This is a genomic window from Spiroplasma endosymbiont of Melanargia galathea, assembly GCF_964031075.1.
Lineage (GTDB): Bacteria > Bacillota_I > Bacilli_A > Mycoplasmatales > Mycoplasmataceae > Spiroplasma_A > Spiroplasma_A apis.
Window position 1 is genome coordinate 473874 of the sequence record NZ_OZ035000.1, and the last position, 22977, is coordinate 496850.

The following is a 22977-nucleotide window of genomic DNA, read 5'->3' on the forward strand; positions in this document are numbered from 1 at the left end:
ATATCTGTAGTTTAACTAAGATAAGTTTTCATAGTATTTATTGTGAAACCTTTTATAGTTATCTTAAATAATATTATTAATAATAATGTAACAAACACTTTGTGTAGAGTTACAGTTTTCAAATATTATGGAAATATAAATTTTATTTAAATAAAATTTATATTTTTTTATTTTTAAAGGAGGAAAATATCATGAACGAGCGTAAAAAAACCTTGTCGAAACTCACCATTATATTTATGGTATTTGCGACAGTTTTCGCTTTAAGAAATATTATCAACAATCAGGTTCAGTTTGGTTTATTATCAATGTTACTATTTTTAGTAGGGGGAATTGTTTATGCAATTCCGATAGTATTCATATCTTCTGAATTTGCAAGTATCAAAAAATTAAAAAATGCTGAAGCAGGATTAGGTAGTTATTGTTCCCTAATCCTTGGTAAAAAATGTGGGTTCTTAGCAAGTTGATCATCATTTTTTACAAACCTATTTTACTTTGCTACCTTGGCACCATTTACTGTTATAGCAATTAGTTTTGTTATTACAGGAACAAATGGCTTTGACTTGTTGGCTTTAAAATTAAATGAAAACGGAATGGACGAAGATAATGCTAGTCGAGTATCAGCTATCTTATTAGCTTGTATCGCCATTGTTATATTTTGAATTGGTTCATTTATTGCAAAAAAAGGAGCACGTTGGATCGGAATCATTACCAACATTGGTGGAACTGCTTCACTAATGTTGGGAGTAGTATTTATTGTTTTGTGTTTATTTGTAGCATTACCAGTATTCAAAAATGGACAAGTACCAAGTTCTTTTGATAAAGAACATTTAAATCCAATGAGTTCTTGAGGTTTTGATGGTGACTGATGAGGATTTATGTCAGCTTTTCCTTGAATTATGATTTCTTATAATGGGATTGAAACAATGGCTGTATTTATGAGAGATACTAAAAAAGGTCCAAAAGCTTTCAAAATATCAACATTGATTGGAATGCTGATTGTTATTTTCTTAATGGTTTGTGGAGGATTAGCATTAAGTCTTGTAATTGAACAAGGATTAATTACTAAATGAGGTCTTTCAAATACTTATTATTACGTATTTTCATATATGTTTAATTTACCTTTTGATTCAATTGGTGGAACAATAATAATCAGAGTTGTTGCATTAGTAACAGCATTAAATGGATTAGGAGCCCTGTTCTTTTGAACTGTAGGACCAGTTAAAGTTTTCTTTTCAGAAATACCAGAAGGTGTAATGGGAAAATGATCACAAAAAACTAATAAAGCAGGAATTCCTACTAATGGAATTATTGCGCAGGCAATTGTTGTGACAATTATTTTATTAATTGTTGGAGTTACTACAACTGGAGCTATTGGAAAAGGTTCTTCTAATTTCTTGACTTTGATAACTCAAACAACTACAACTATGTCGGTTTTTCCATTCTTATTCTTTTTTATATCGTATATAAAATTAAGATGAAAATTGGAAGATACAGAAAGAACTACTAAGTTCTTCAAAAATAAATATATTGCGATCACAATAACCTCAATATCCTTAATGGTTATTATAATAGCAATAATATTTGGAGCAATTCCTTCACCAGTGTCATGAAAAAGTGATTGAGTTACTTCTTTAACTAGTTTATTACTTTCGGTTGGTGGCTTAGTTATTTTTATGGGATTTGCAATGTTGATGTGATACTTAAATGTTCAAAGAAAAAATAAAAAACTTAGTTTAAATAATACTGAGATTAATGAAATTATGACATCCAATATTACAAAAAAAGAAAAAGGAAAAGAAAATAAAAAAACTAAATCAATTTAAATAAGGATAAAAAATAAATCTACTAATTTGACGTAAATGTTAAGTTAGTAGATTTTTATATTATCAAGTGTTTCATATAAAACTACAAACTCGATTATTCAAATTAAGAATATTAATTTGATATTTTGATAGTTTAGACATCAAAAGTACCCAACTACTTTCTCTTTTGGAAACCATTTAGTTATTGATCATTTTTAGTATCAAAAATCGCTTTTAAGCCGCATTATATAAATGCAGGAGGAAAAAAGCATGGATAAAATTAAAATCTTTGCCCCGGTTGACGGGACTATCAAATCAATTGATAAATGTATAGATAAAACTTTCGCTGATAAAATGCTTGGTGATGGATTTTTGGTCGAACCCGAAAATAACTTTATATATAGTATTTTTCAAGAGTCCAAGATTAAGATGATTTTTGATACTAAGCATGCAGTGTTTCTAGAAACAATTTCTGGATTAAAAGCAATGATACATATTGGTATCGACACTGTAAGATTAGAAGGAAAACCTTTCAAGTATTTGAAAAAAGTTGAAGATACTTTTAATTATAAAGAACCCTTAATTGATGTGGATTATAAGATGATTCAAAAAGAGAAATTGTCTACTGAAACTATTGTTGTCTTTGATAACGATGATGATATGGAATTTGAGTTAACAAAAACAGGTTATGTAAAGCATGGTGAGGAAATAGGAATATTAACGATAAATAAGACTAAAAAAAATGATGATAAATCAATTGTCAAAGAAAGTAAATTTAAAGTAGCTGCACAAAAAGTTTATGAGGCTGTTGGAACAGTAAAAAACTTTCAAAACTGTTACAATTGCATGACAAGATTAAGATTTAGTATCATCGATAAAAAATTGGTTAATGAAGACAAGTTAAAAAAACTTCCCTTAGTAAAGGGAATAAACTGAAGTGGTCAAGAGTTACAAATTATAATTGGTGGAGATGTTTATAAAGTAAACGAAGAAGTACAAAAAATAATGAATAAAGAGATCATATTTGAAACTAAAAATAATAACAAAAAGAAATTTAAAGATAGAGCACTAGGATTTATAAGTGGTGTTATTGTCCCTACAATACCAATTATCTTAGCAGCAGGATTATTGATGGCACTAAAGGCTATTTTAATACAATCGAATCTTATTGATGATATAAAAAATTATGATCAAATGAAAAATGCACATCTATTTTCAGCATTCATTTATATAATCGCAGAAGTAGGGATTGGAATGTTAGGAATATTTCTATGTATTAGCACAGTGAAATATTTAAAAGGAAATGTAATTGTTGGAGCCCTAATTGGTGTTGCGGTAGCTAGTCCTTATTTGATGTGAGGAGTAAACTTCACTTTAATAGAATGAAGTTTTATTAAAATTAAGCTAGGTGGTTATTACAATTCAATAATTCCTCAAATTGTGGCAGGAGCATTATATGTTTACATAGACAAATGAGTTAAATCTTGAATGCCAACTTCAATAGATATTTGTTTCAGAACAGGTATAGCATTTTTAATTGTTATGGTTTCAATTATGTTTGTTTTAGGACCGATCCTTGGTGTTGTTGAGGGACTGATTGGTGTTGCTGTAAAATGATTGGGTAACATCCCTTATGGTATTGGAACAATGTTATTCGCTATGTTATGACAACCTCTTGTATTAACTGGAACTCATGTTCCAGTTATTATGGCCATTATACAAAACTTACCAAGTCCACTTTATGCGGTGTCAGTGTTTGGAGTTTGTGGACAACTTGGTGCTGTAATTTATGTTGGTAATAGTACAAATAATTATAAAACTAAAGAGATTGCTTACTCTTCAATACCTTCAGCAATTGTTGGTATTACCGAACCAATCATTTATGGTATTACTTTACCAAGAGTAACTCCATTCTTAACTGGATGTCTAGGAGCAGCAATTGGTGGTTTAACATCTGGACTACTTGGAATTAATGCAACTGTTGCAGGAGGAATGGGTGTATTAGGAGTAACAAGATTTCTACCTGGTGGAGCCTATCAAATTGGTCTCTTTGTGTTAGGGTCATTTATTTCAATTGGTTCTGCCTATCTATTAACTTTCTTATTCTTTGTAGAAAGAGAAAAAGAAAACAAATCTATTAATAAAGTTAATAAAAGATTTACAAAATATTTATTTAAAAATAACTATATTTCACTTGAAGAAAAAAAAGAATTATTAAAAAACTTAAATAAGGATTTAAAATTTTCAAAAGATGAAAAACATCAATTTAAAGATATTGAAAAAGTATTCAAAAATAACTCACACTTTGAAGCCAAGATTTCACAAATGAAAGATGAACAAAATGAAAAGTTAGTTAAGTTAAATGAAAAAATAGTTGCTTTAAAAAGCAAAAATAAGTTAATGAGTGTAAAAAAAGTTGAAAATAATATAGTTAAAATAGAAAATAATAACAAAATGATCATACTAACAGAGAAAAAAGAGAAACTAAATGAGCTTTATTTAAATAGTAAAAATAAGCTTAAAACTTTACAAAGTACAATTTTAGAAAAAATCAATAACATTGTAGAAAGTAAAATAAAGTATGATAAAAAAATAGATCTGATAAAAAATAATTATTATAATGCTGTACATTCATTAGATATTTACTTTGAAATCAATCAAAGAAAAGATGATACTTTAAGTTTCCAAAGAAAGAAGGTTAATAATGAAATTTCCTAAGAACTTCTTATGGGGTGGTGCAACTGCTGCACCTCAACTTGAAGGAGAGTACAACAAAGATGGTAAATCTTTGACTGTGGCTGATTTAAAATATTTTGAAGATATTAAGAATCGAAAAAATATTACAGATTCTAAAGAAGTAACAAGCGAAAAAATCAATTACGCAATTGAAAATGAACAAGATTTATATTTTCCTAAAAGAATGGGTGTTGATTTTTACAACAACTATAAAGAAGATATAAAACTATTTAGCGAGATGGGTATGAATACATTTAGAATGTCACTTTCTTGAGCCAGGATTATTCCAAATTGTGATGATGGTATTATTTGCCAAGAAGGTTTAAACTTCTATAAAAAGGTTTTTGAAGAGTGTAAAAAATATAACATAGAACCATTAGTCACAATATCACATTTTGACTTACCTTACATATTAGTAGAAAAATATGGTGGGTGAAAAAATCCTAAATTAATTGATATTTATCTAGAATATGCAAAAGTCGTTTTTAATGAATATAAAGATTATGTAAAATATTGAATTCCTTTTAATGAAATTAACGCTGCGATATTTTCAAGTTGGGTCAGTGTCGGTATAATAGTTGATAAAGAAGTGAATGTATTAGAAAGTTGCTATCAAGCGTTACACAATCAATTTGTTGCTAATGCAAAAGCTATTAAAATTGGTAGAGAAATTGATAAGAATTTTAAATTTGGTTGTATGCTTGCTCAATTCACATGTTATCCGTTAAATTGCAAGCCAGAGAATGTCTTCTTAAATCTTCAAGACCAACAAACAAAAGTATACTTCTATTATGATGTGTTTACGAAAGGGTACTATCCGTCTTATATTCTCAAATATTGAGAATTAAATAATATTAAAATAAATTATACAAATGAAGATATGGAAATAATAAGTAAATACAAAATAGATTTCATCTCATTCAGCTATTATATGAGTGGAGTTAACTCAACTGAAAATACATCTAAAGTAGAAGCTAATTTAGTAAAAATGGGAAAAAATCCTTTTTTGCAAGAAAGTGAATGAGGTTGACAAATTGATCCTGTTGGTTTAAGAACTACATTAAATGATCTATGAGATAGATATCAACTACCATTATTCATTGCAGAAAATGGGATTGGTCTTAATGATAAACTAAATGATGAATTCAAAGTAATTGATAATGAAAGAATTGAATATTTAAAGTCACATTTAGAACAAATAAGTTTTGCTATTGAAGATGGTGTTAATGTATTTGGTTATACTACATGAACTCCAATCGATATAATATCTAGTGGAAGTAATGAGATGTCTAAGCGTTATGGTCTCATTTATGTTGATCAAGATGATTATGGTAAGGGAACAAAAAATAGATATAAAAAAGAAAGTTTTTATTGATTTAAAAAATTCATTGAATCTTTGGAATAACAATATTGCTTTGAAGCATTAGTTATGTTAAAAAACAAGGAGTATTATTAACTTCTTGTTTTTTTATCGCTTTATAACTTATATTAAACTTGTTCTGTGTTCAGTTTCTGATATTTTTTATCTCTTTGATTAATTATCTTTAATTACACGATTTTAAAAAAATTCTATATTTTATATAATTAAAGGAATAGTTTGTTAAATATTACATTTTTTAAGAATTATTTAAATATTTTTTTAAAAAATGCTGAAAAATTTATATTTTATGTTATTATATTTTTGTCAGGCAACTATTCGTCTATTGCTTAGATATGTCAGAAACTAAGATAAACTTCTTAGTGAAGGGTTGAGCATCCCTAAACCTGCTCTTTTTTTTATTTTCAAAACAAATTTATATAAGTTTGATAAAATATTTTTGAAAGTAAAAAAGGATGAAAAAATGAAAAAATATATATTAGGTCTTGATCTTGGTATTTCATCAGTAGGGTGAGCTGTCACAGGTTATGATGATGAGAATGCTATAGAACCTTGATTAGATGATTTTGGTGTTAGATTATTCCAAGTGCCTGAGGATCCAGAGAAAAAAACGTCTTTAGCTGCAAAAAGAAGAGTATTTAGAAGCTCGAGAAGATTAAAAAGAAGAAAAAAAGCTAGAATAAAATTATTGAAAAAAATATTAATAGATTCGGGCATCATTACTGAGAGCTTATATGAAAAAACTTTTGATTTTTCTATTTCTTCATTAAAACCAACAAATAAAATTGTATATGATGAAAAGAAATATTTCAATCCATATGTTATTAGAATAAAAGGGTTAAAAGAAAAATTAAGTAGTGAAGAACTAACTATTGCGCTTGTACACATCGCCAAAAATAGAGGTTTTGAAAACTTATTTGATCCAGAAAAAGGTGAAGATAAATCCGAATTAAAAGATGATGCTAAAATTAACGAAAAAGAAGAATATGCAAATTCAATTATATTTGCTAGAAAATTGATAGGTTACGATATAGCCACAAAAACTTGTAAAAAAACAATTGCAGAAGCTTTCATTGATGAAGAAAGTTCTACAAGGTTTGATAAAAATAAAAATTTGTTAAATGTTCGTAATCATAAAAAACATTATAGATTTCTTTTTCCAAGAGCGGCATATAAATACGAACTAGAACTTATTTTAAATAAACAAGCAGAGTATTTTCCTCAACTAAACAATGAAATTATTGATAAAATCATCGATACTATATTAAGACAAAGATTCTTTGAGGATGGTTTTGGACCTAAAAATATCTCTCGAGCAGAAAACATTGAATTAATTAAACAAAAATTATCAAACATTAAAGACAAAAATAATCATTATATTGCATTAAGAGATTCTTTAAGGGCATATAAATTATATAAACCATTTACTGAATTAGTAGGAAATTGTACATTTTTCCCTAATGAAAAGAGATATATTAAGTCAAGTATAATTTTTGATTTATATCAAATGGCAGTTGAAGTCTCTAAGTTTTCTTCATTTTTGGAGAATAAACAAACAATAAAAGACTTTCATAATAAACTATTCAACTTAGCTTTAACCGATGAAAAATTTATTTCAAATAATAAAAAGCAAATTGAAAGTGTTTTAAAAACTGATTTTGGTGTCAAATCAGAAGATTTAAAAAACTTAAAGGCATTAGATAATGCTAAAAAAACTGATTTATTTGGATTTACCAAAAGATTCATCAAAGTTTTTGGAATGGAAAAACTAAAAGAATTAAATATTGATAATTTAGACTCAAATATAATAGATGATTTAGGGAATATTTTAAATAAGAATATAACTCCAGAGTTGAGAAAAAGTAACATAAAAAAATGAGCAAGCGATAATAATGTAACAATTGACGACGAAAATATAAATCAATTACTTTTAACTCCTTCAAAAGTAACTACAACAAGTAATCTTTGTAAAAAGGCGATGTTAATGGTAATAAAACACTTCCTTGAAGGTGAAATCGCTGGTGTTTATCAAGATGAATTAAAAGCAAAAGCAAATGAGTATACAGACTTAAACATCAAGAAGTTCTTACAACCTATTGTTGACGGAGATTTGGTAAGAAATCCAGTAGTTTTTAGAGCAATCAATGAAGCAAGAAAAGTGTTAAAAGCACTTTTCAGAAAGTATAATGATTTCGAAAAAATAAATGTGGAAACATCTCGTGAACTTGGTAAGTCTGGTGAAGTCAGAAACGAGTTGAACAAAAAAAATCTTGATTCAAGAGCTAAAAATGAAGTAATAAAATCTGAACTTGAAAAAATTGGTATTGTAGCTAACACAACCTCAATATTGAAATATAAGCTATGGTTAGCTCAAGATAAAAAATGTTTGTACTCACTTAGAGATATTAAAATAGAACAATTAAACTCACATGAACTTGAAGTCGATCATATATTACCGATTTCGAAGTTTCCAGATGACTCATTTGATAATAAAGTGTTAGTTTACACAACAGAGAATCAACTTAAAAAAAATCGTACCCCATTAGAATATTTCAATGCTGAAAATCCAGATATTATAAATAGCTATAAAAAAAATTGTCTTGATTTATATCGTAAGGGTAATATCACTTGAAATAAGTATGAAAACCTATTAGTTAAATCAGTTTTAGATATTGATCAAAATAAATTTTCTTCTAGAAATTTAGTAGATAATTCTTATATTGCTAGATATTTTGCTAATTGACTTAAAAATAATTTAATTCACAAATATAAGAAAGAAAATAAAGAATACAAATCTAATGTGTTAATGATTAAAGGGGTTGTCACCTCAAGATTTAGAAGAAAATGGTTACGCTTTTCTCCATGAGGATTAGATATAAAAGTTCGTGATATAACACCATTTCATCATGCTGTTGATGCGATAGTATTATCACAGTTTAAAAACCAAGGAAGTGTTGATTTTGCTTCTGACTTGATAGCTATTGAAAATGAATTTAAAAGTTTTAAATATAAAAACATTTCTTTAGAACAATATCATAATAACGTTAAAGAAATATGTAGTAAGTGACATGATAATAGTGGTTATCAGTGACAGTTTCAAATTTCAAAGCCAATTGAGAGAATTGATGATTTTATAAATTCAGATTGCCAAGCAATTAAGATGTTTCCTTTAGTAAAAAAATTAGATAAATTAATTGATTTAAGAATGCCGATTGAACTATCAGTTAAAGTTGATGTTGATATAGTAAAATTAACCGAAAAAGAATTGAAGAGAAATTTCAAAAATTTAAACGAGTTATCTATTTTAAATGAAAAAGACTTTAAAAAAGAAATAAAAGTTAAAAGACCTGTATTTGTGAAGGTTAAACATCCACAAGAATACATTGAAACTTTAAAGAATGCTAATGTTGCTGGCGATATCCATTATCCTTTTGTTTCCTATAAAGTAAATCATAAAGTTTCTGGATCTGTTACATCAAGTGAAAAAATGGCTGCAAAAAAATTATTAAAAGATTCCAACAAAGATCAATTTCACACTGATAGACATGGAAACCTCTGAGAAACTAATGTTTATTATGGAGTTATAATAGACAAAGAAGGTATTAATAAACCTAGATGAATTAAAAAAATAGATATATTTAAAAATAAAAACATTCTAAAACTAAGAGATAATGAGCTGATTTTGAGACAAAATGACACAGTATTCTATAAGAATAAAGACGACAATTATGAGTATAAAGTGTTTAAATCTAAAATGGGAGCACAAATTTGTGCAACAAAAATAAATACTACATATATTTCAACGTTACACAAAAATAAAGAGATATTCGGTACACAAAACTGTTATGACTCATTATCAAATATTTTAAAAGAAATTAAGATAATAACAATAGATATTTTAGGTAAAGCATAATTTGAGGTTTTAGTTATCTGACATATCTAAGGAATAGACGACAAGTACTTTTGCAAAGATAGAGATATCGATGTTTTAGTTATCTGACATATCTAAGGAATAGACGACTTTTTCTTCTTTTTCAATCAGTTTATATGCGTTTTAGTTATCTGACATATCTAAGGAATAGACGACTATATACTTTAAACGGAAAGACAAAGGTATGTTTTAGTTATCTGACATATCTAAGGAATAGACGACACAACAATGAGTTTTAATGATATGTTTTCAGTTTTAGTTATCTGACATATCTAAGGAATAGACGACTGCATCCTCGGTAGGCTTATTATCAGGTGTGTTTTAGTTATCTGACATATCTAAGGAATAGACGACTGGCTACATCCATACTTCCCTGCGCTAAACTGTTTTAGTTATCTGACATATCTAAGGAATAGACGACTTGCTAAATTAGTAATTATGTTTTCCAAGGGTTTTAGTTATCTGACATATCTAAGGAATAGACGACTCAATCGATATCCCAACTTCCATTATAAAGGTTTTAGTTATCTGACATATCTAAGGAATAGACGACTGTTCAGCTAAATTAAGATTTTCAAATATCGTTTTAGTTATCTGACATATCTAAGGAATAGACGACAGTTAAATAATTTTCTAAATCTTCCATTTCGTTTTAGTTATCTGACATATCTAAGGAATAGACGACTCGTTTGTTGTATCGATTGCCCCGTACTTGGTTTTAGTTATCTGACATATCTAAGGAATAGACGACTTTTCTTTAAATAATATAATAAAAGAACCTGTTTTAGTTATCTGACATATCTAAGGAATAGACGACTGGATATACCTTATTGTTTTGTGCCAACTTGTTTTAGTTATCTGACATATCTAAGGAATAGACGACTATTTTTTTATTTGAGTTAATTGGTGTAACGTTTTAGTTATCTGACATATCTAAGGAATAGACGACTGCCTCTATATTAACACATATAATACCAATGTTTTAGTTATCTGACATATCTAAGGAATAGACGACAAGTACTTCTGCAAAGATAGAGAAATAGATGTTTTAGTTATCTGACATATCTAAGGAATAGACGACCCAGCAAAATATATGTAATAAAGTTGCATTAGTTTTAGTTATCTGACATATCTAAGGAATAGACGACTGAATATTGAACTAACTGTTATATTGTTGAGTTTTAGTTATCTGACATATCTAAGGAATAGACGACAGAAGGCTTCTAATTCCTCATAGTTCACGAGTTTTAGTTATCTGACATATCTAAGGAATAGACGACTAGATAAATCGTATTTAGAATCATCGTTTGGTTTTAGTTATCTGACATATCTAAGGAATAGACGACGGATGAGCTTCAAAAAAGAATACACGATATGTTTTAGTTATCTGACATATCTAAGGAATAGACGACAAAAATATTGTCGAAAAGTAATAATGCTTTGTTTTAGTTATCTGACATATCTAAGGAATAGACGACTTGGCGAGATATTGGAATCATAGGTTGTGTGTTTTAGTTATCTGACATATCTAAGGAATAGACGACCTTCTAAAATTAAAACAGAAGACGAAGCAAGTTTTAGTTATCTGACATATCTAAGGAATAGACGACTAACATCGGAGTTAATAGTTATTATGGAGTGTTTTAGTTATCTGACATATCTAAGGAATAGACGACTTGATATCTAACGGAAAAACTTTCTAATAAGTTTTAGTTATCTGACATATCTAAGGAATAGACGACATACACTTGATCGACAAGGTTGTTGAGAGTGTTTTAGTTATCTGACATATCTAAGGAATAGACGACAGGTATTTAAACATTATCTAAAAAAAATTAGTTTTAGTTATCTGACATATCTAAGGAATAGACGACATTTATACTGCAGAGTGAGCTTATACATCTGTTTTAGTTATCTGACATATCTAAGGAATAGACGACATAGTTTTATTAAATAAAGGCAAAATTGACGTTTTAGTTATCTGACATATCTAAGGAATAGACGACAGTTTGGGCCTTGTAGACAACGTTTTTGAAGTTTTAGTTATCTGACATATCTAAGGAATAGACGACCAACTTCCGTTATGAAGGTACACATACATTGTTTTAGTTATCTGACATATCTAAGGAATAGACGACAAAATATGATTTACCAATTGCTTCCATTTAGTTTTAGTTATCTGACATATCTAAGGAATAGACGACTATTATTTTGATTCAACTTCTTTTGTTAGAGTTTTAGTTATCTGACATATCTAAGGAATAGACGACTCAAAGAGTTATTGTTGATGAAGCTCATTTGTTTTAGTTATCTGACATATCTAAGGAATAGACGACTAATCAGTGTTTTAAGAACTCTCCATCAAAGTTTTAGTTATCTGACATATCTAAGGAATAGACGACATTTCTCGACTAATTACCCGCAACCAATGCGTTTTAGTTATCTGACATATCTAAGGAATAGACGACAATTGATGTAACTTCAATTAAAGCTGATATGTTTTAGTTATCTGACATATCTAAGGAATAGACGACCGAAGCCGAGGGTGTTGGTGGTGTAACATAGTTTTAGTTATCTGACATATCTAAGGAATAGACGACGATTAAGTATCATTTAGGAACCAAACACTAGTTTTAGTTATCTGACATATCTAAGGAATAGACGACATCTTTTCTTATAAAAACTTTGGCAGCACCGTTTTAGTTATCTGACATATCTAATACATAAGGACTAAAAAACCTTACAAAATTACCTTTAAAATTTTACTAATTTTGTTAGTTTTTGAAAATATTATTTGAAAACTAACATTTTCAAACTATAGTGGTATGGTCTTTTACTTTTTTATTACATAAAATGAACTTATATTTATGTATATAGGAAAGGAATAGCGTTTTGTCTTGGAAAACAATAATTATAAATAAGTATGATAAATTATCGCTTAAAAATAATTTATTAAAAATAGAAAATACTAAACAGGAATCTGACAAATCATTAACATTCTCATTAAGTGATATTAATTGTATAATATTAGAAAATAACTACACACTAATTTCTACACAACTTATTTCTAAATTATTAGATAATAATGTGTTTCTAGTTGTTTGTAACGATAGTTATGAACCTAATGGAATTATGCTCTCATATCACAATCATTGAAAACCATTAGCTATTATAGAAAAGCAAATAAGTATCAATCCAGATTATAAAAAAATAATATGAAAACAAATAATTGAAAAAAAGATTGAAAATTCTTTGAATGTTATGGTCATGATTGGTTGTAGTGATAGATCAATCGAAATGGTATCGAACTTTCAAAAAACAGTTAAATTAAACGATACAACCAATAGAGAAGGACTTGCTGCTAAAGTCTTTTTTAGAGAGTTATATGGAAGTAATTTTATTAGATTTAGTGATGATATCATAAACAAAACTTTAAATTATGGTTACACAATTTTAGCTTCTGCAATATCTAGAACCTTAGTTAAATACGGATTACTATGTTTTCTAGGTATCTTTCATATTGGTAAAACTAATAATTGAAACCTATCTTATGATTTATTGGAACCGTTTAGACCACTTGTTGATTTATGAGTAATTAAAAATCTTGATGGTTTAGAAGGGGAGAACCTTAGTTATAATAAAAGACTGGAATTAATCAACTTACTTAATCAATTTGTATCAGTTGATGGTAAGTTTCAAACTATCACAAATGCAATTGATATAATGGTTAGAAGTTATGTAACAGTTTTAAAAACAACAAGTTCTCTAAAACTTAAGCTTCCTACAATAATATATTATGAAGAAAAAGTAGATGATTTCTATGAGTATGAGTAGGTTTCGACAAATGAGATTATTTGTGTTTTATGATTTACCTAATACAACTAAAGGTGAAAATAAAGAATACACTAAGTTTAGAAGAATATTAATTCAAAATGGTTTCTATATGATTCAATTTTCTATATATGTAAAGTTATGTATAAATTATGATCAAATGTTAATCTATCAAAAAAAGATTGAGAACTTTAAGCCTAAAAAAGGAGACGTTAGAATGATAGGTATAACAGAAAAACAATATAAAGATATGAAAATTTTAGTGGGTAGCAAGACTTTTCAAGAAGAAAATCAAAACATTGATTTTATATTGGAATTATAGTGGAAACTAACTTAGTACTTAATAGTAACTTTTTTGGAAAAACCACAATAAATTTTCATAATAATATAGCATATTTATATGGTACTAATAACTCTAAAAAAAGCTTATTATTACATGAAATTTATGAAGGTCTTAAAGGTAAAGAAATATACAAACTTTCATTTAATTCCTCTAGCTCGTGTGTTGCTAGATATCAATGTGTTTTTTTAAAAGAACTATTTGATTTACAAAATGAATTAAAACTAACAAAATCTAATCTTTTACGTAATTGTATTTTGAAGAAAATTAATAGTCACATAATAATGCAACAAGATAATGAGAATTTTCAAAACCGACTAAATACTTTTTACAATGATTTAGAAGAGGTTATTAATTCATTAGAGTTCAAAGAAATGTTTGACTTAGATGAAAAAATATCTGTTAAGTTCAATATTGATACCAAAGCAATAGATAGCCTTATTGATAAATTATTAAAAGTTTATTTATATAAAGAAGATGAATCTAAAGAAGTTGATGAGAAATCATATAGCAGATTTACTATAAGAATGTTGATATTAGAGATCTTGTTTTTAGAGATTGATTTCAATGATAAAGAACGACCAATATTTTTATTATTAGATCTTCCCGATGCTTGTGCAGATGATAATAATATTCTAAAACTTAGTGCAACTATATTAGAGTGGATTGGTAAATACAATATTAATGTTATTATTACCGTTAACAGTTCTTTTACCTTAAAATTATTCAACCCTGATTTACGATCAATAAACTTCATATCTGACTCAAAGATTATCAATTTAAAAAAGTTAAAAAGTATTTTTAAAAACATAGCAGTTTGCTATTCATTTATTGAATCTAAAAGCACAGATTTAATAATATACAAACAACAAATTACTAGTTTAATTAATAATGATGACTTACATTTTGAATATAGTTACTACAAGAAGAGAATTGAACATTACTTATATATGACTCATATCTTTAGAAAAATTGTTGTAATTGAAAGTAAAGATGTAAGTAACTGAAATGCTGATCACAATGCCTTAACTTTAAATATTAACTACAAAGATATTGTTTTCCTTTTTGTTTTATCTTTTGAGTTGGAACTCTCAAAAAAAATCGATTGAAATATAGAAAATATTAAATTGAAAGCATTGATAGAAAACTATTAAATATATTTGTTAACTACATAAGATGTTTTTAAATTAATTCAAATTTTTATTCAAACAACAATTTTTAATAAGTTCTCTATAATCTTTTTAATTTATACAAACCTATTTTGTTATTTTATAAATGTGTTTTATTACATCGTCAACGTAATAAAAATATCATAGTTGTTTTTTCATATAAAATTTATAGTTTTAAATTTTTTATTTAAATATAAACAGAATTTTATAAAATATACCATCCTAATAATTTATATTTGATTATTTTTTGTTTTAAATACATTTAATAATGAGTATAAATAAAAAAATAAAATGTTATAAATTTACTCATTATTTATGTAGTTTTTTATATTGGGGAAATTACTTTGTAAATTTAATCTATAAATTTTCTTGCAAATAGTAACAAATATGCTTATTCAATCTTTTACTCAATAATTTAACTAGCAAACTTCAACCTTGTTATTTATTCACTAGCTCACTTCCTGCATTAACATTATTTATATGTATAAAGTTATGAAGACTTATACTTTTCAATAGTCTAGCTTTCTATATGTGTGGCCATTAGCATAATGAAGTGCATATTGTAGTTCTTCTAATAACATCAGTTTTTTTTAATTTTAGCAACCTCTCTTTTACGAGTTTCATGATGTTTAATATATTCAACTTATAATATCTGTCTAAAGTTATATATTGTTTTCTAAAAAGCATTTTGTTTATTAGCTATATCATTTTGTTGAATGCTTTAAAAATATATTTTTTTAATTCAACAAACAAAAGTTAATAAATTCATTTATAATAAAAAAAAATTAAAAATGGAGTTTTAAAATATGGATGAATTATTAAATAATAAAGATAAAATTTTCTCAGTTATTGATTTTTTTAGTTTTAATTTATTTGCAAGTGATATAAAGTATCCTATGAAGAAAATATTCACATTTGATGAGTATAAAAAAGCAATTATAAATTTCAAAGATAATAAAAATAAGGAAAATGCTATTGATGAGATAACAAAAAACACTGATAAACTCTATCAAAAAGATGTTAAAATTTTTTTGAATTTTAATTGCATTTATTACTATGGTAGCAGAGGCTGTGGTAAAACTATGTTCACAAAAAACTCAGCCAATCATAAAGATATTGAAGCATATTATTTAAAAGATCTTAGTTATGAAAAAATTAAAGACTTGGAAGAAAACATAAATACCAATAATTTAAAATATGTAATTTTTGATGGGATAAATGAATTTGATTTTTCTCTTAAACGCATTTTTGAAAAAATCATAATAAATCTTTTAGCTATTAGTATCAAAGTTATAATTACTGGTGTTTGCGAAAAGGAAATAAAAAAACTTGATTTAAATATAGGAACAATTGAATTTAAAAATTCTTTGGAAAGTAACTATATGTATAGAGTGTCTACTCTTATAAGTCCAAGTAATTATGAGAAATATTATAAGATAATTCAAACTATTTCTTTTAATTTACTGTCTTTAAGAGAAATTAATTACTTTATCCATTCATTAATTATATTATCTAATAAAGGATTTGTAATCAAAAAAAATACTGATCACTTCATATTTATATGAAGAAATATTCTGGAGCACTTTTTTGAGTTTTACTTCGAAGGAGAGAAATGTGTAGACTGAAAAAGTTATTGAACTTTTTTAAAAAATAATATTAAAACTTTTTACTATGGTATTGATGAGAAATCAGAATTCTTTAAAAAAAATAAAAGTGAAATAATTTTTTTTAACTCTCGAAGTATAGTGGCAAAAGAAAAAGAAAAGTTTGTTTTGAAAGATAGAATGTTATACCTACCATTGTTACTAACGCATATGAGAAAATGTAAGGATGATAAAGAATATAGGGATGACGTAGAATTGAAGGAATGATATACAGCTTTTGTTCTGTTGTTAAAATCTGAAAAAATGGAAGAAGTTAACATAGAATTTATTATAAATAAAGACGATGATATTTTACTAGTAAAAAGAATTAATAAAAGTATTTTGAATAAACTTATGCTTCTTTTTTCTTTTAAGGAAAAAAGGAAAAAACTAGTACTCAATAAGAATCATGAATATAAAATATCTTTTTTTTATTTTTTGATATCAAACTTCAACGTTCAAGATTTAAATGAATGTATTGAGTTGGAAAGGGAAGATTATGAAAAATGTATCAAATTTTTAATAGATAATATAAATATTATGAAGTTTGAAAATATTCTATGTAATTTTATTGATTTGACAGATTTTAATGACAGAAATATGGAAATTTTTTATATAAGTTATTTTACAAATCGTATATTAAATTTATCTGAAAATGATGCAATCATATTTTATAAAAGATTATTTAACTCATTTTCTTGTTATAAAACCTTTGTTAAATGGGCCAATATTTTTCTAAGAATTAAGATATTTCAAAAAGCTAACAGTCATGTAAATATTTTAAAATATCACTTAAAAAAAACATTTTATAAATATAAAAAAACATTGACATATAAATATGTCTTTTATAATTACTATTTTTTGCACTTAGATTTAATAAATACACCTGTAAATAACAACTTTGGAAACATTCATGATAAAAAATATTTAATCAATATAAATAATAGCCTAATTCAAAATGCGTATATATTTTTATGTTATTTTTTCAAACAAACTGAATACCATACATGTGAAGAGATAAAAGAAATTATGAATTTAATAAATGATAAATTTTCATTTCCAAGAAATGTACAAATTAATTCTTATTTTAAACTCCATTACACAACATCTACAAAAATATATAATAGTTTTGATTGAAAAGTTATTGAATTAATAGATTTTATTATTTTAAAGTATTTTAAAAAGAAAAAATGCGACGCAAAAAAGAATAGAATATATTATTCTGATATATATTTAGAAAATAACTTAAAAATTGAATGACCATTGATAAACAATAATTTTTTTATATGCTCCAATTTAATTTTTTGCGATAATAAAATTCCTGATGAAAAAATGTGAAATATAAAATATTATCCTTTAGATAAAGAAAAATTTAGAAAGATTACGAATAACTTCATTAAATTTTTATTAGAAAATAAATTTTACGCCTTTAATAATAAGGTTAGTTTAGAGACGGGTTTTAAAATATATTACATTTTTAAAGAGATAAAGTTCGAAAAGGAGTTTTATCATCAAAAAATCTATGATATTGTAACAAATAATTGTTACATAGATACTTTTGAAGTATCAGAATTTTCAAAGGAACAGTTCATATTCCAAATTCAGTTGTATTCAGAAACAATATTCTCTTCGAAACTTTTAAATCATAAAGATATTTGTATTAATGATAACGGTGAATTAAAAATTTTTTTTCCATCAAATCCCTCGACCAAAAAAAGAATCAATTGATCGACAAAAGTGGGGACTGTTTTTTTCGATGATGATTCACAAACTTGATTCAAAATACCTAATAATGATAGAAAAAAGAATTTTTTTAAATATTATGTTTGTTATTGCGAAAGTTGAAATACTGGTAATATAATAAGAAGATGAATAATATTAAAATATAATAAAAAAGAAGTATTTTTTCAAGAAGTTTTTGATACAAGTGAACTAGGGATGGAAGTGTTTAAATTAAAGGAAAACAAATGAGTGTCTTTAAAATAATCAAAAAATAATATTGTATAGTTTCATAGAAAAAAATGGTTGCATATATTTTAAAAGATTTCAAAATATATTGTCTCATTTTAAATAATCAAGGTATAGTAGTAAGTCAATCTAAAGTTGCTAGAATAATGAAATTATTCAATTTATATTCAGTTATAAGAATAAAAAAATGTATAGAAAACCAAAAGAAGTCAAAAAAATAACTTATGGTCCTAATCATGTTAATAGAAATTGATCTTTGTATTCAAAAAATGAGCTTTGAGTTACAGATATTACATATATACCTTTCAATAAAAAATTTGCATATTTAAGTGTTTTGAAAGACGAAAACACTGGATTCATAGTAGGTCATGAGGTATCTTTAAAAAATGACATAGATATTTACAAAAAAACGCTTGAGAAAGCTTCGCTTCATAGACAAGATCTATCTAAAAAACTTATTATCCATTCTGATAACGGAAATTAATATACATTTATATTTGCAAAGCATTATGCTAAAAAAAATATCATAATCTAGACCATGTATCTCTATTGATAATGGAATGTGTAAAACCTTTTTTCTTTAAAAGAAGAGTGCAAAAATAAATATAAAGCAGAATAATTTTAATAAGTTAAAAATAGCAATCGAAAATTATATAGAATTTTACAATTATAAAATAATAATGATCAAACATAAGACCACCTAACATATATTTATTTAGATTTCAAACTAAAAAAAAGTACTTTAAACTTTGCTTAAGTATTTTTATAAAAAACATTTTGCATACTTGACAAATTATATTCAAATTATAGATTATATTAAATTTTTTTATTTAACTCTATACATGAGGGTTTATTCATTTGTATAAATGAGTGTTTTTTTAGCATAATGTATACTTAGAGAATTATATTCACACTTTTAGTATTATATTTTTATTTATTTAGGTTATAATAAATCATAATTAAATGTGTAATGCGGAGCATGAAAAATATGAATTTTAAAATTAGTGATGAACAACAAAAAATAATTAACTACCTTAAAGCTAATTATAATTTAAAAATTGAAGCAGTAGCTGGAAGTGGTAAAACTACAACTAGCTTATTTATAGCAGATGCTTTTAAGGACAAAAATATAATAATTTTAACTTATAATAAAAAGTTAGCTGATGAAACTAATAAAAAAATTAAGAAGCATAGTTTAACAAATATTAAATGCAAGACATTTCACTCATTTATTGGAAACTGTTTTGGTGACACTTGTAAAGATGATCAAGCTCTAAATAATATAATAATCAATAAAATTGAAGTAATTAAAAATCTAGAACACTTTGATTTACTTATTTTAGATGAAGTTCAAGATATGTCCTTCAATATTTTTAAACCTTTAGTCAAGATTATCAAAGAAAAATATTTTAATTCACAACTATGTATTTTAGGAGATTCAAGACAATCAATATATAGTTTTAGAGGGGCTAATCCACTTTTTTTATCAAAAGCAGAAATTGCTTTTGGAAATCTTAATAATTTTAGTTGAAAAAGCACTAAGTTAAGTACTAGTTACAGAATCACAAAAGATAATGCAACTTTTTTGAATGAAGTTTATTTTAACGAAAATTTCATTACTTCAAATCAAGAAAACAACGAAAAGAACTTATTTTATACGGTGATTGACGCATTTAATACTAAGGCTTTATATGAATATTTGAAACCTGTTTTTGAGAAATACGAAGATGAAGATATTTTTATATTATCGAATAAAGTTCAGGGGACAAATACTCCTCTGTCAAGATTAGCAACGCTTTTATCGGAAAAAGGTCATTTAGTTTATATATCTTTAAGTGAGGAAGAAAATTTAAGTGACAAAGAATTGAAAAACAAAATTGCTTTCTCAACTATTCACCAATCAAAAGGAAGAGAAAGAAAAGTAGCCATCATTTTTTCTATGGAACATAGTTATTTTGAATATTATGATAGAAATTCTGATCATATGAAACCCAGTAATCTTCATTATGTAGCTCTTACAAGAGCAACTGAAAAAACAATAATAATCAACCACTATAAAAACTCAGCATTTAAGTTTTTAAACTTTGATAATTTGAATAAGTTTATTGATTTTAAAGTAGAAGAAGATAAAAAAAGAACTTGAGAAGAAGCTAACAAAAGTATTAATAGGAGAATTGAAAATACAGTTTTAAACACATCTGTTAGTGATCTCTTGAAGTTTTTACCTTTAGAAAAATTAAGAGAAGATTTAGATAAAATGAAAGTTGAGCGTTTTGTCATAAAACCAAGTTATTCTTTGGAGAAAGTGCCAAACTCAAAAACTTTTTTTAAAAAAAAGAAAGAATACTCTGAAAATTTATCAATCTTTAACGGTAAATACTTTCCAATTATGTTTCTAGAAAAAGTAAATAAATTTGATGACATAATCAAATCCATTAAACAAGTTTTAAAAGAAATATCTGAATCTAAATCCGACTCTGACACCTTATTAAGTTTTCTAAAACCAAAAAAAGCTTGGGTTAAAAGTATTATTGATGAATATGAAAACAATAATATTAATATATTAAAAGTAGTTCTATTGCTTTCGGCAATAGAAAATGAAGACATTTCAAGAATAAATCAAATCCAAGAAATAGACTGAATTACAAAAAAAGATGATCAAACAGCCAATGATGTATTTGAAATCATATTGGGAGATAATTCAGGAGTTTTAAGCAAGAAATTTAAGTTCGAATATAATATAAAAATGGAAAATATAAATGGTAGAAACTACATAGGAATACTTGATTGTGTTGATTTTGAAAATAAAAGAATATGAGAATTTAAATTTACAAATGAATTAAGTGATATCCACAGATTACAGTTACTTTTATATAAATTAATTATTTCAAAAAATAGTGATTTAAGATCTAAATTTGATAAATTTCAATACTATTTATTTAACTTAAAGAAAAATAAGGTTGAACGTATCAGTATGAAATATGAAGACTTAGAAAGAATGTTTTACAATATTTTGTTTATAAAAGAAAACATGAATAATGTAGAAATAAACTTAGATAGCTTTTTAGATGAAATCAATAAAATTAAAGAAATGAATTATTTTATATAGTTTGTTTGTAAATCATATAAATATATTTTTTTATCATAAACTAATTTATTTTCTATTTATTTAAGTATTTTTTTCATTGTATAATTAAAAAAGATTTAAGGGGCAAATTAAAATGAAAAAAAATTTTGATAATTTTATCAATAATTTTAAAGATAAAGTCTTTAATTTAGATTTTTACGTTGATTATGACAAAGCTATAAAAAATGTAGATATATACAAAAAAAGAGATAGAAGTTTTAAATAAAGCAATTTTAGCAAAAGAACCTTTACACATACTTAAATTAGTTTTTGAAGAAAATAGCAATTTGCAAAAACTCATATAAGGAGTATAGTATAGATGTTGTTATGGCGAAGAGAAATGTTAATTCTAATGGCCAAAAAAGAGGGAAAATAGAAGAAGTATTAATCACTAATTATAAAAAATAAATAAAATACTCATCATTTTATAAAAGTATAGAATTGCAAAACGATAATAAATGTATTAAACTCACTATTTACTTAAACTATTTTTTTGTTTAACATTAAAACCCAGAATATTGAAAGATTTATTAATATTAATCCTTCAATTAATCATGGTTTAACATTATGCGTAGGATCACTGTCAACAAACCTGGAAAATGATATGGTTAGAATAATTAATAGGTTTCACAAAAGAATTGATTTTACACATATTAGAAATATAAGATATGACACTGACCATAGCTTTCATGAAATAGCTCATGCAGACGCAAATGGTGTTTTGGACTTAAAAAAAAATAGTAGAAGCATATTATTTAAACGGCTATGAAGGGTGTGCTAGACCAGACCACGGTAGAATGATTTGAGGAGAAGAACAAAAACCAAATAATCCAGGATACGGTTTAAATGATCGTGCACTGGGGCTAAGTTATATAAATGGTCTATGAGATGCTTTCAAAAAAATAAATAAATATTTTTAAACTCTTATTATTAAGAGTTTTTTTAAAAATAGATACTATTTTTTAAAAAAAACAGACTTTTTTTGAAACTTAAAAATATTTTAGTAAAAATAAAATATTTTTAAGTTAAATAACACGTATACACTCCTTTTT

General features: G+C 25.5%; 14 protein-coding genes and 1 CRISPR repeat array. All 14 genes read left to right on the forward strand.

Annotated features, from left to right (window positions below; all coding sequences use genetic code 4):
• Positions 1 to 191 precede the first annotated feature (191 nt).
• The 14 genes from AAHM92_RS02160 to AAHM92_RS02225 all read left to right on the forward strand — a co-directional run bounded on the left by AAHM92_RS02160 (position 192) and on the right by AAHM92_RS02225 (position 22845).
• Entirely contained in the window at positions 192 to 1823 is a 1632-nt protein-coding gene (locus tag AAHM92_RS02160; RefSeq protein ID WP_500222968.1) for an APC family permease, read from the forward strand.
• 249 nt (positions 1824 to 2072) lie between these two features.
• Entirely contained in the window at positions 2073 to 4520 is a 2448-nt protein-coding gene (locus tag AAHM92_RS02165; RefSeq protein WP_500222970.1) for a glucose PTS transporter subunit IIA, read from the forward strand.
• Complete coding sequence (locus tag AAHM92_RS02170; RefSeq protein WP_500222972.1) at positions 4507 to 5943, forward strand: glycoside hydrolase family 1 protein; 1437 nt, start codon at positions 4507 to 4509, stop codon at positions 5941 to 5943. The genes AAHM92_RS02165 and AAHM92_RS02170 overlap by 14 nt, the downstream gene beginning before the upstream one ends.
• Before the next feature lie 436 nt (positions 5944 to 6379).
• Entirely contained in the window at positions 6380 to 9829 is a 3450-nt protein-coding gene (gene cas9 / locus AAHM92_RS02175) for a type II CRISPR RNA-guided endonuclease Cas9 (protein ID WP_500222974.1), read from the forward strand.
• 6 nt (positions 9830 to 9835) lie between these two features.
• Positions 9836 to 12513: a CRISPR direct-repeat array (repeat unit 36 nt; unit sequence GTTTTAGTTATCTGACATATCTAAGGAATAGACGAC).
• A gap of 226 nt (positions 12514 to 12739) precedes the next feature.
• Positions 12740 to 13681: a type II CRISPR-associated endonuclease Cas1 gene (cas1, locus tag AAHM92_RS02180; RefSeq protein ID WP_500222976.1), complete on the forward strand. Its 942-nt coding sequence runs from the start codon at positions 12740 to 12742 to the stop codon at positions 13679 to 13681.
• Entirely contained in the window at positions 13674 to 14000 is a 327-nt protein-coding gene (gene cas2, locus AAHM92_RS02185) for a CRISPR-associated endonuclease Cas2 (protein WP_500222977.1), read from the forward strand. The genes cas1 and cas2 overlap by 8 nt, the downstream gene beginning before the upstream one ends.
• Positions 14000 to 15172, forward strand: a complete 1173-nt coding sequence (locus AAHM92_RS02190) for a hypothetical protein (protein WP_500222979.1) — start codon at positions 14000 to 14002, stop codon at positions 15170 to 15172. Before cas2 ends, AAHM92_RS02190 begins: the two co-directional genes overlap by 1 nt.
• Before the next feature lie 821 nt (positions 15173 to 15993).
• Positions 15994 to 18816 carry a hypothetical protein gene (locus AAHM92_RS02195; RefSeq protein ID WP_500222981.1) on the forward strand — a complete coding sequence of 941 codons (2823 nt, stop codon included), beginning with the start codon at positions 15994 to 15996 and terminating at the stop codon, positions 18814 to 18816.
• 169 nt (positions 18817 to 18985) lie between these two features.
• Positions 18986 to 19282, forward strand: coding sequence for a DDE-type integrase/transposase/recombinase (locus AAHM92_RS02200; protein WP_500222983.1), 297 nt, complete (start codon positions 18986 to 18988; stop codon positions 19280 to 19282).
• A gap of 504 nt (positions 19283 to 19786) precedes the next feature.
• The gene (locus AAHM92_RS02205) at positions 19787 to 21907 is read left to right on the forward strand and encodes a UvrD-helicase domain-containing protein (RefSeq protein ID WP_500222984.1); all 2121 of its coding nucleotides are present in this window, start codon (positions 19787 to 19789) and stop codon (positions 21905 to 21907) included.
• A gap of 112 nt (positions 21908 to 22019) precedes the next feature.
• Positions 22020 to 22151: a DpnII family type II restriction endonuclease gene (locus tag AAHM92_RS02210; RefSeq protein ID WP_500222986.1), complete on the forward strand. Its 132-nt coding sequence runs from the start codon at positions 22020 to 22022 to the stop codon at positions 22149 to 22151.
• 44 nt (positions 22152 to 22195) lie between these two features.
• On the forward strand, positions 22196 to 22333 hold the full coding sequence (locus tag AAHM92_RS02215) for a hypothetical protein (RefSeq protein ID WP_500222987.1): 138 nt from the start codon (positions 22196 to 22198) through the stop codon (positions 22331 to 22333).
• 85 nt (positions 22334 to 22418) lie between these two features.
• Positions 22419 to 22706, forward strand: coding sequence for a mannonate dehydratase (locus AAHM92_RS02220; RefSeq protein WP_500222988.1), 288 nt, complete (start codon positions 22419 to 22421; stop codon positions 22704 to 22706).
• Positions 22663 to 22845, forward strand: a complete 183-nt coding sequence (locus AAHM92_RS02225) for a mannonate dehydratase (RefSeq protein ID WP_500223113.1) — start codon at positions 22663 to 22665, stop codon at positions 22843 to 22845. The genes AAHM92_RS02220 and AAHM92_RS02225 overlap by 44 nt, the downstream gene beginning before the upstream one ends.
• Positions 22846 to 22977: the final 132 nt, after the last annotated feature.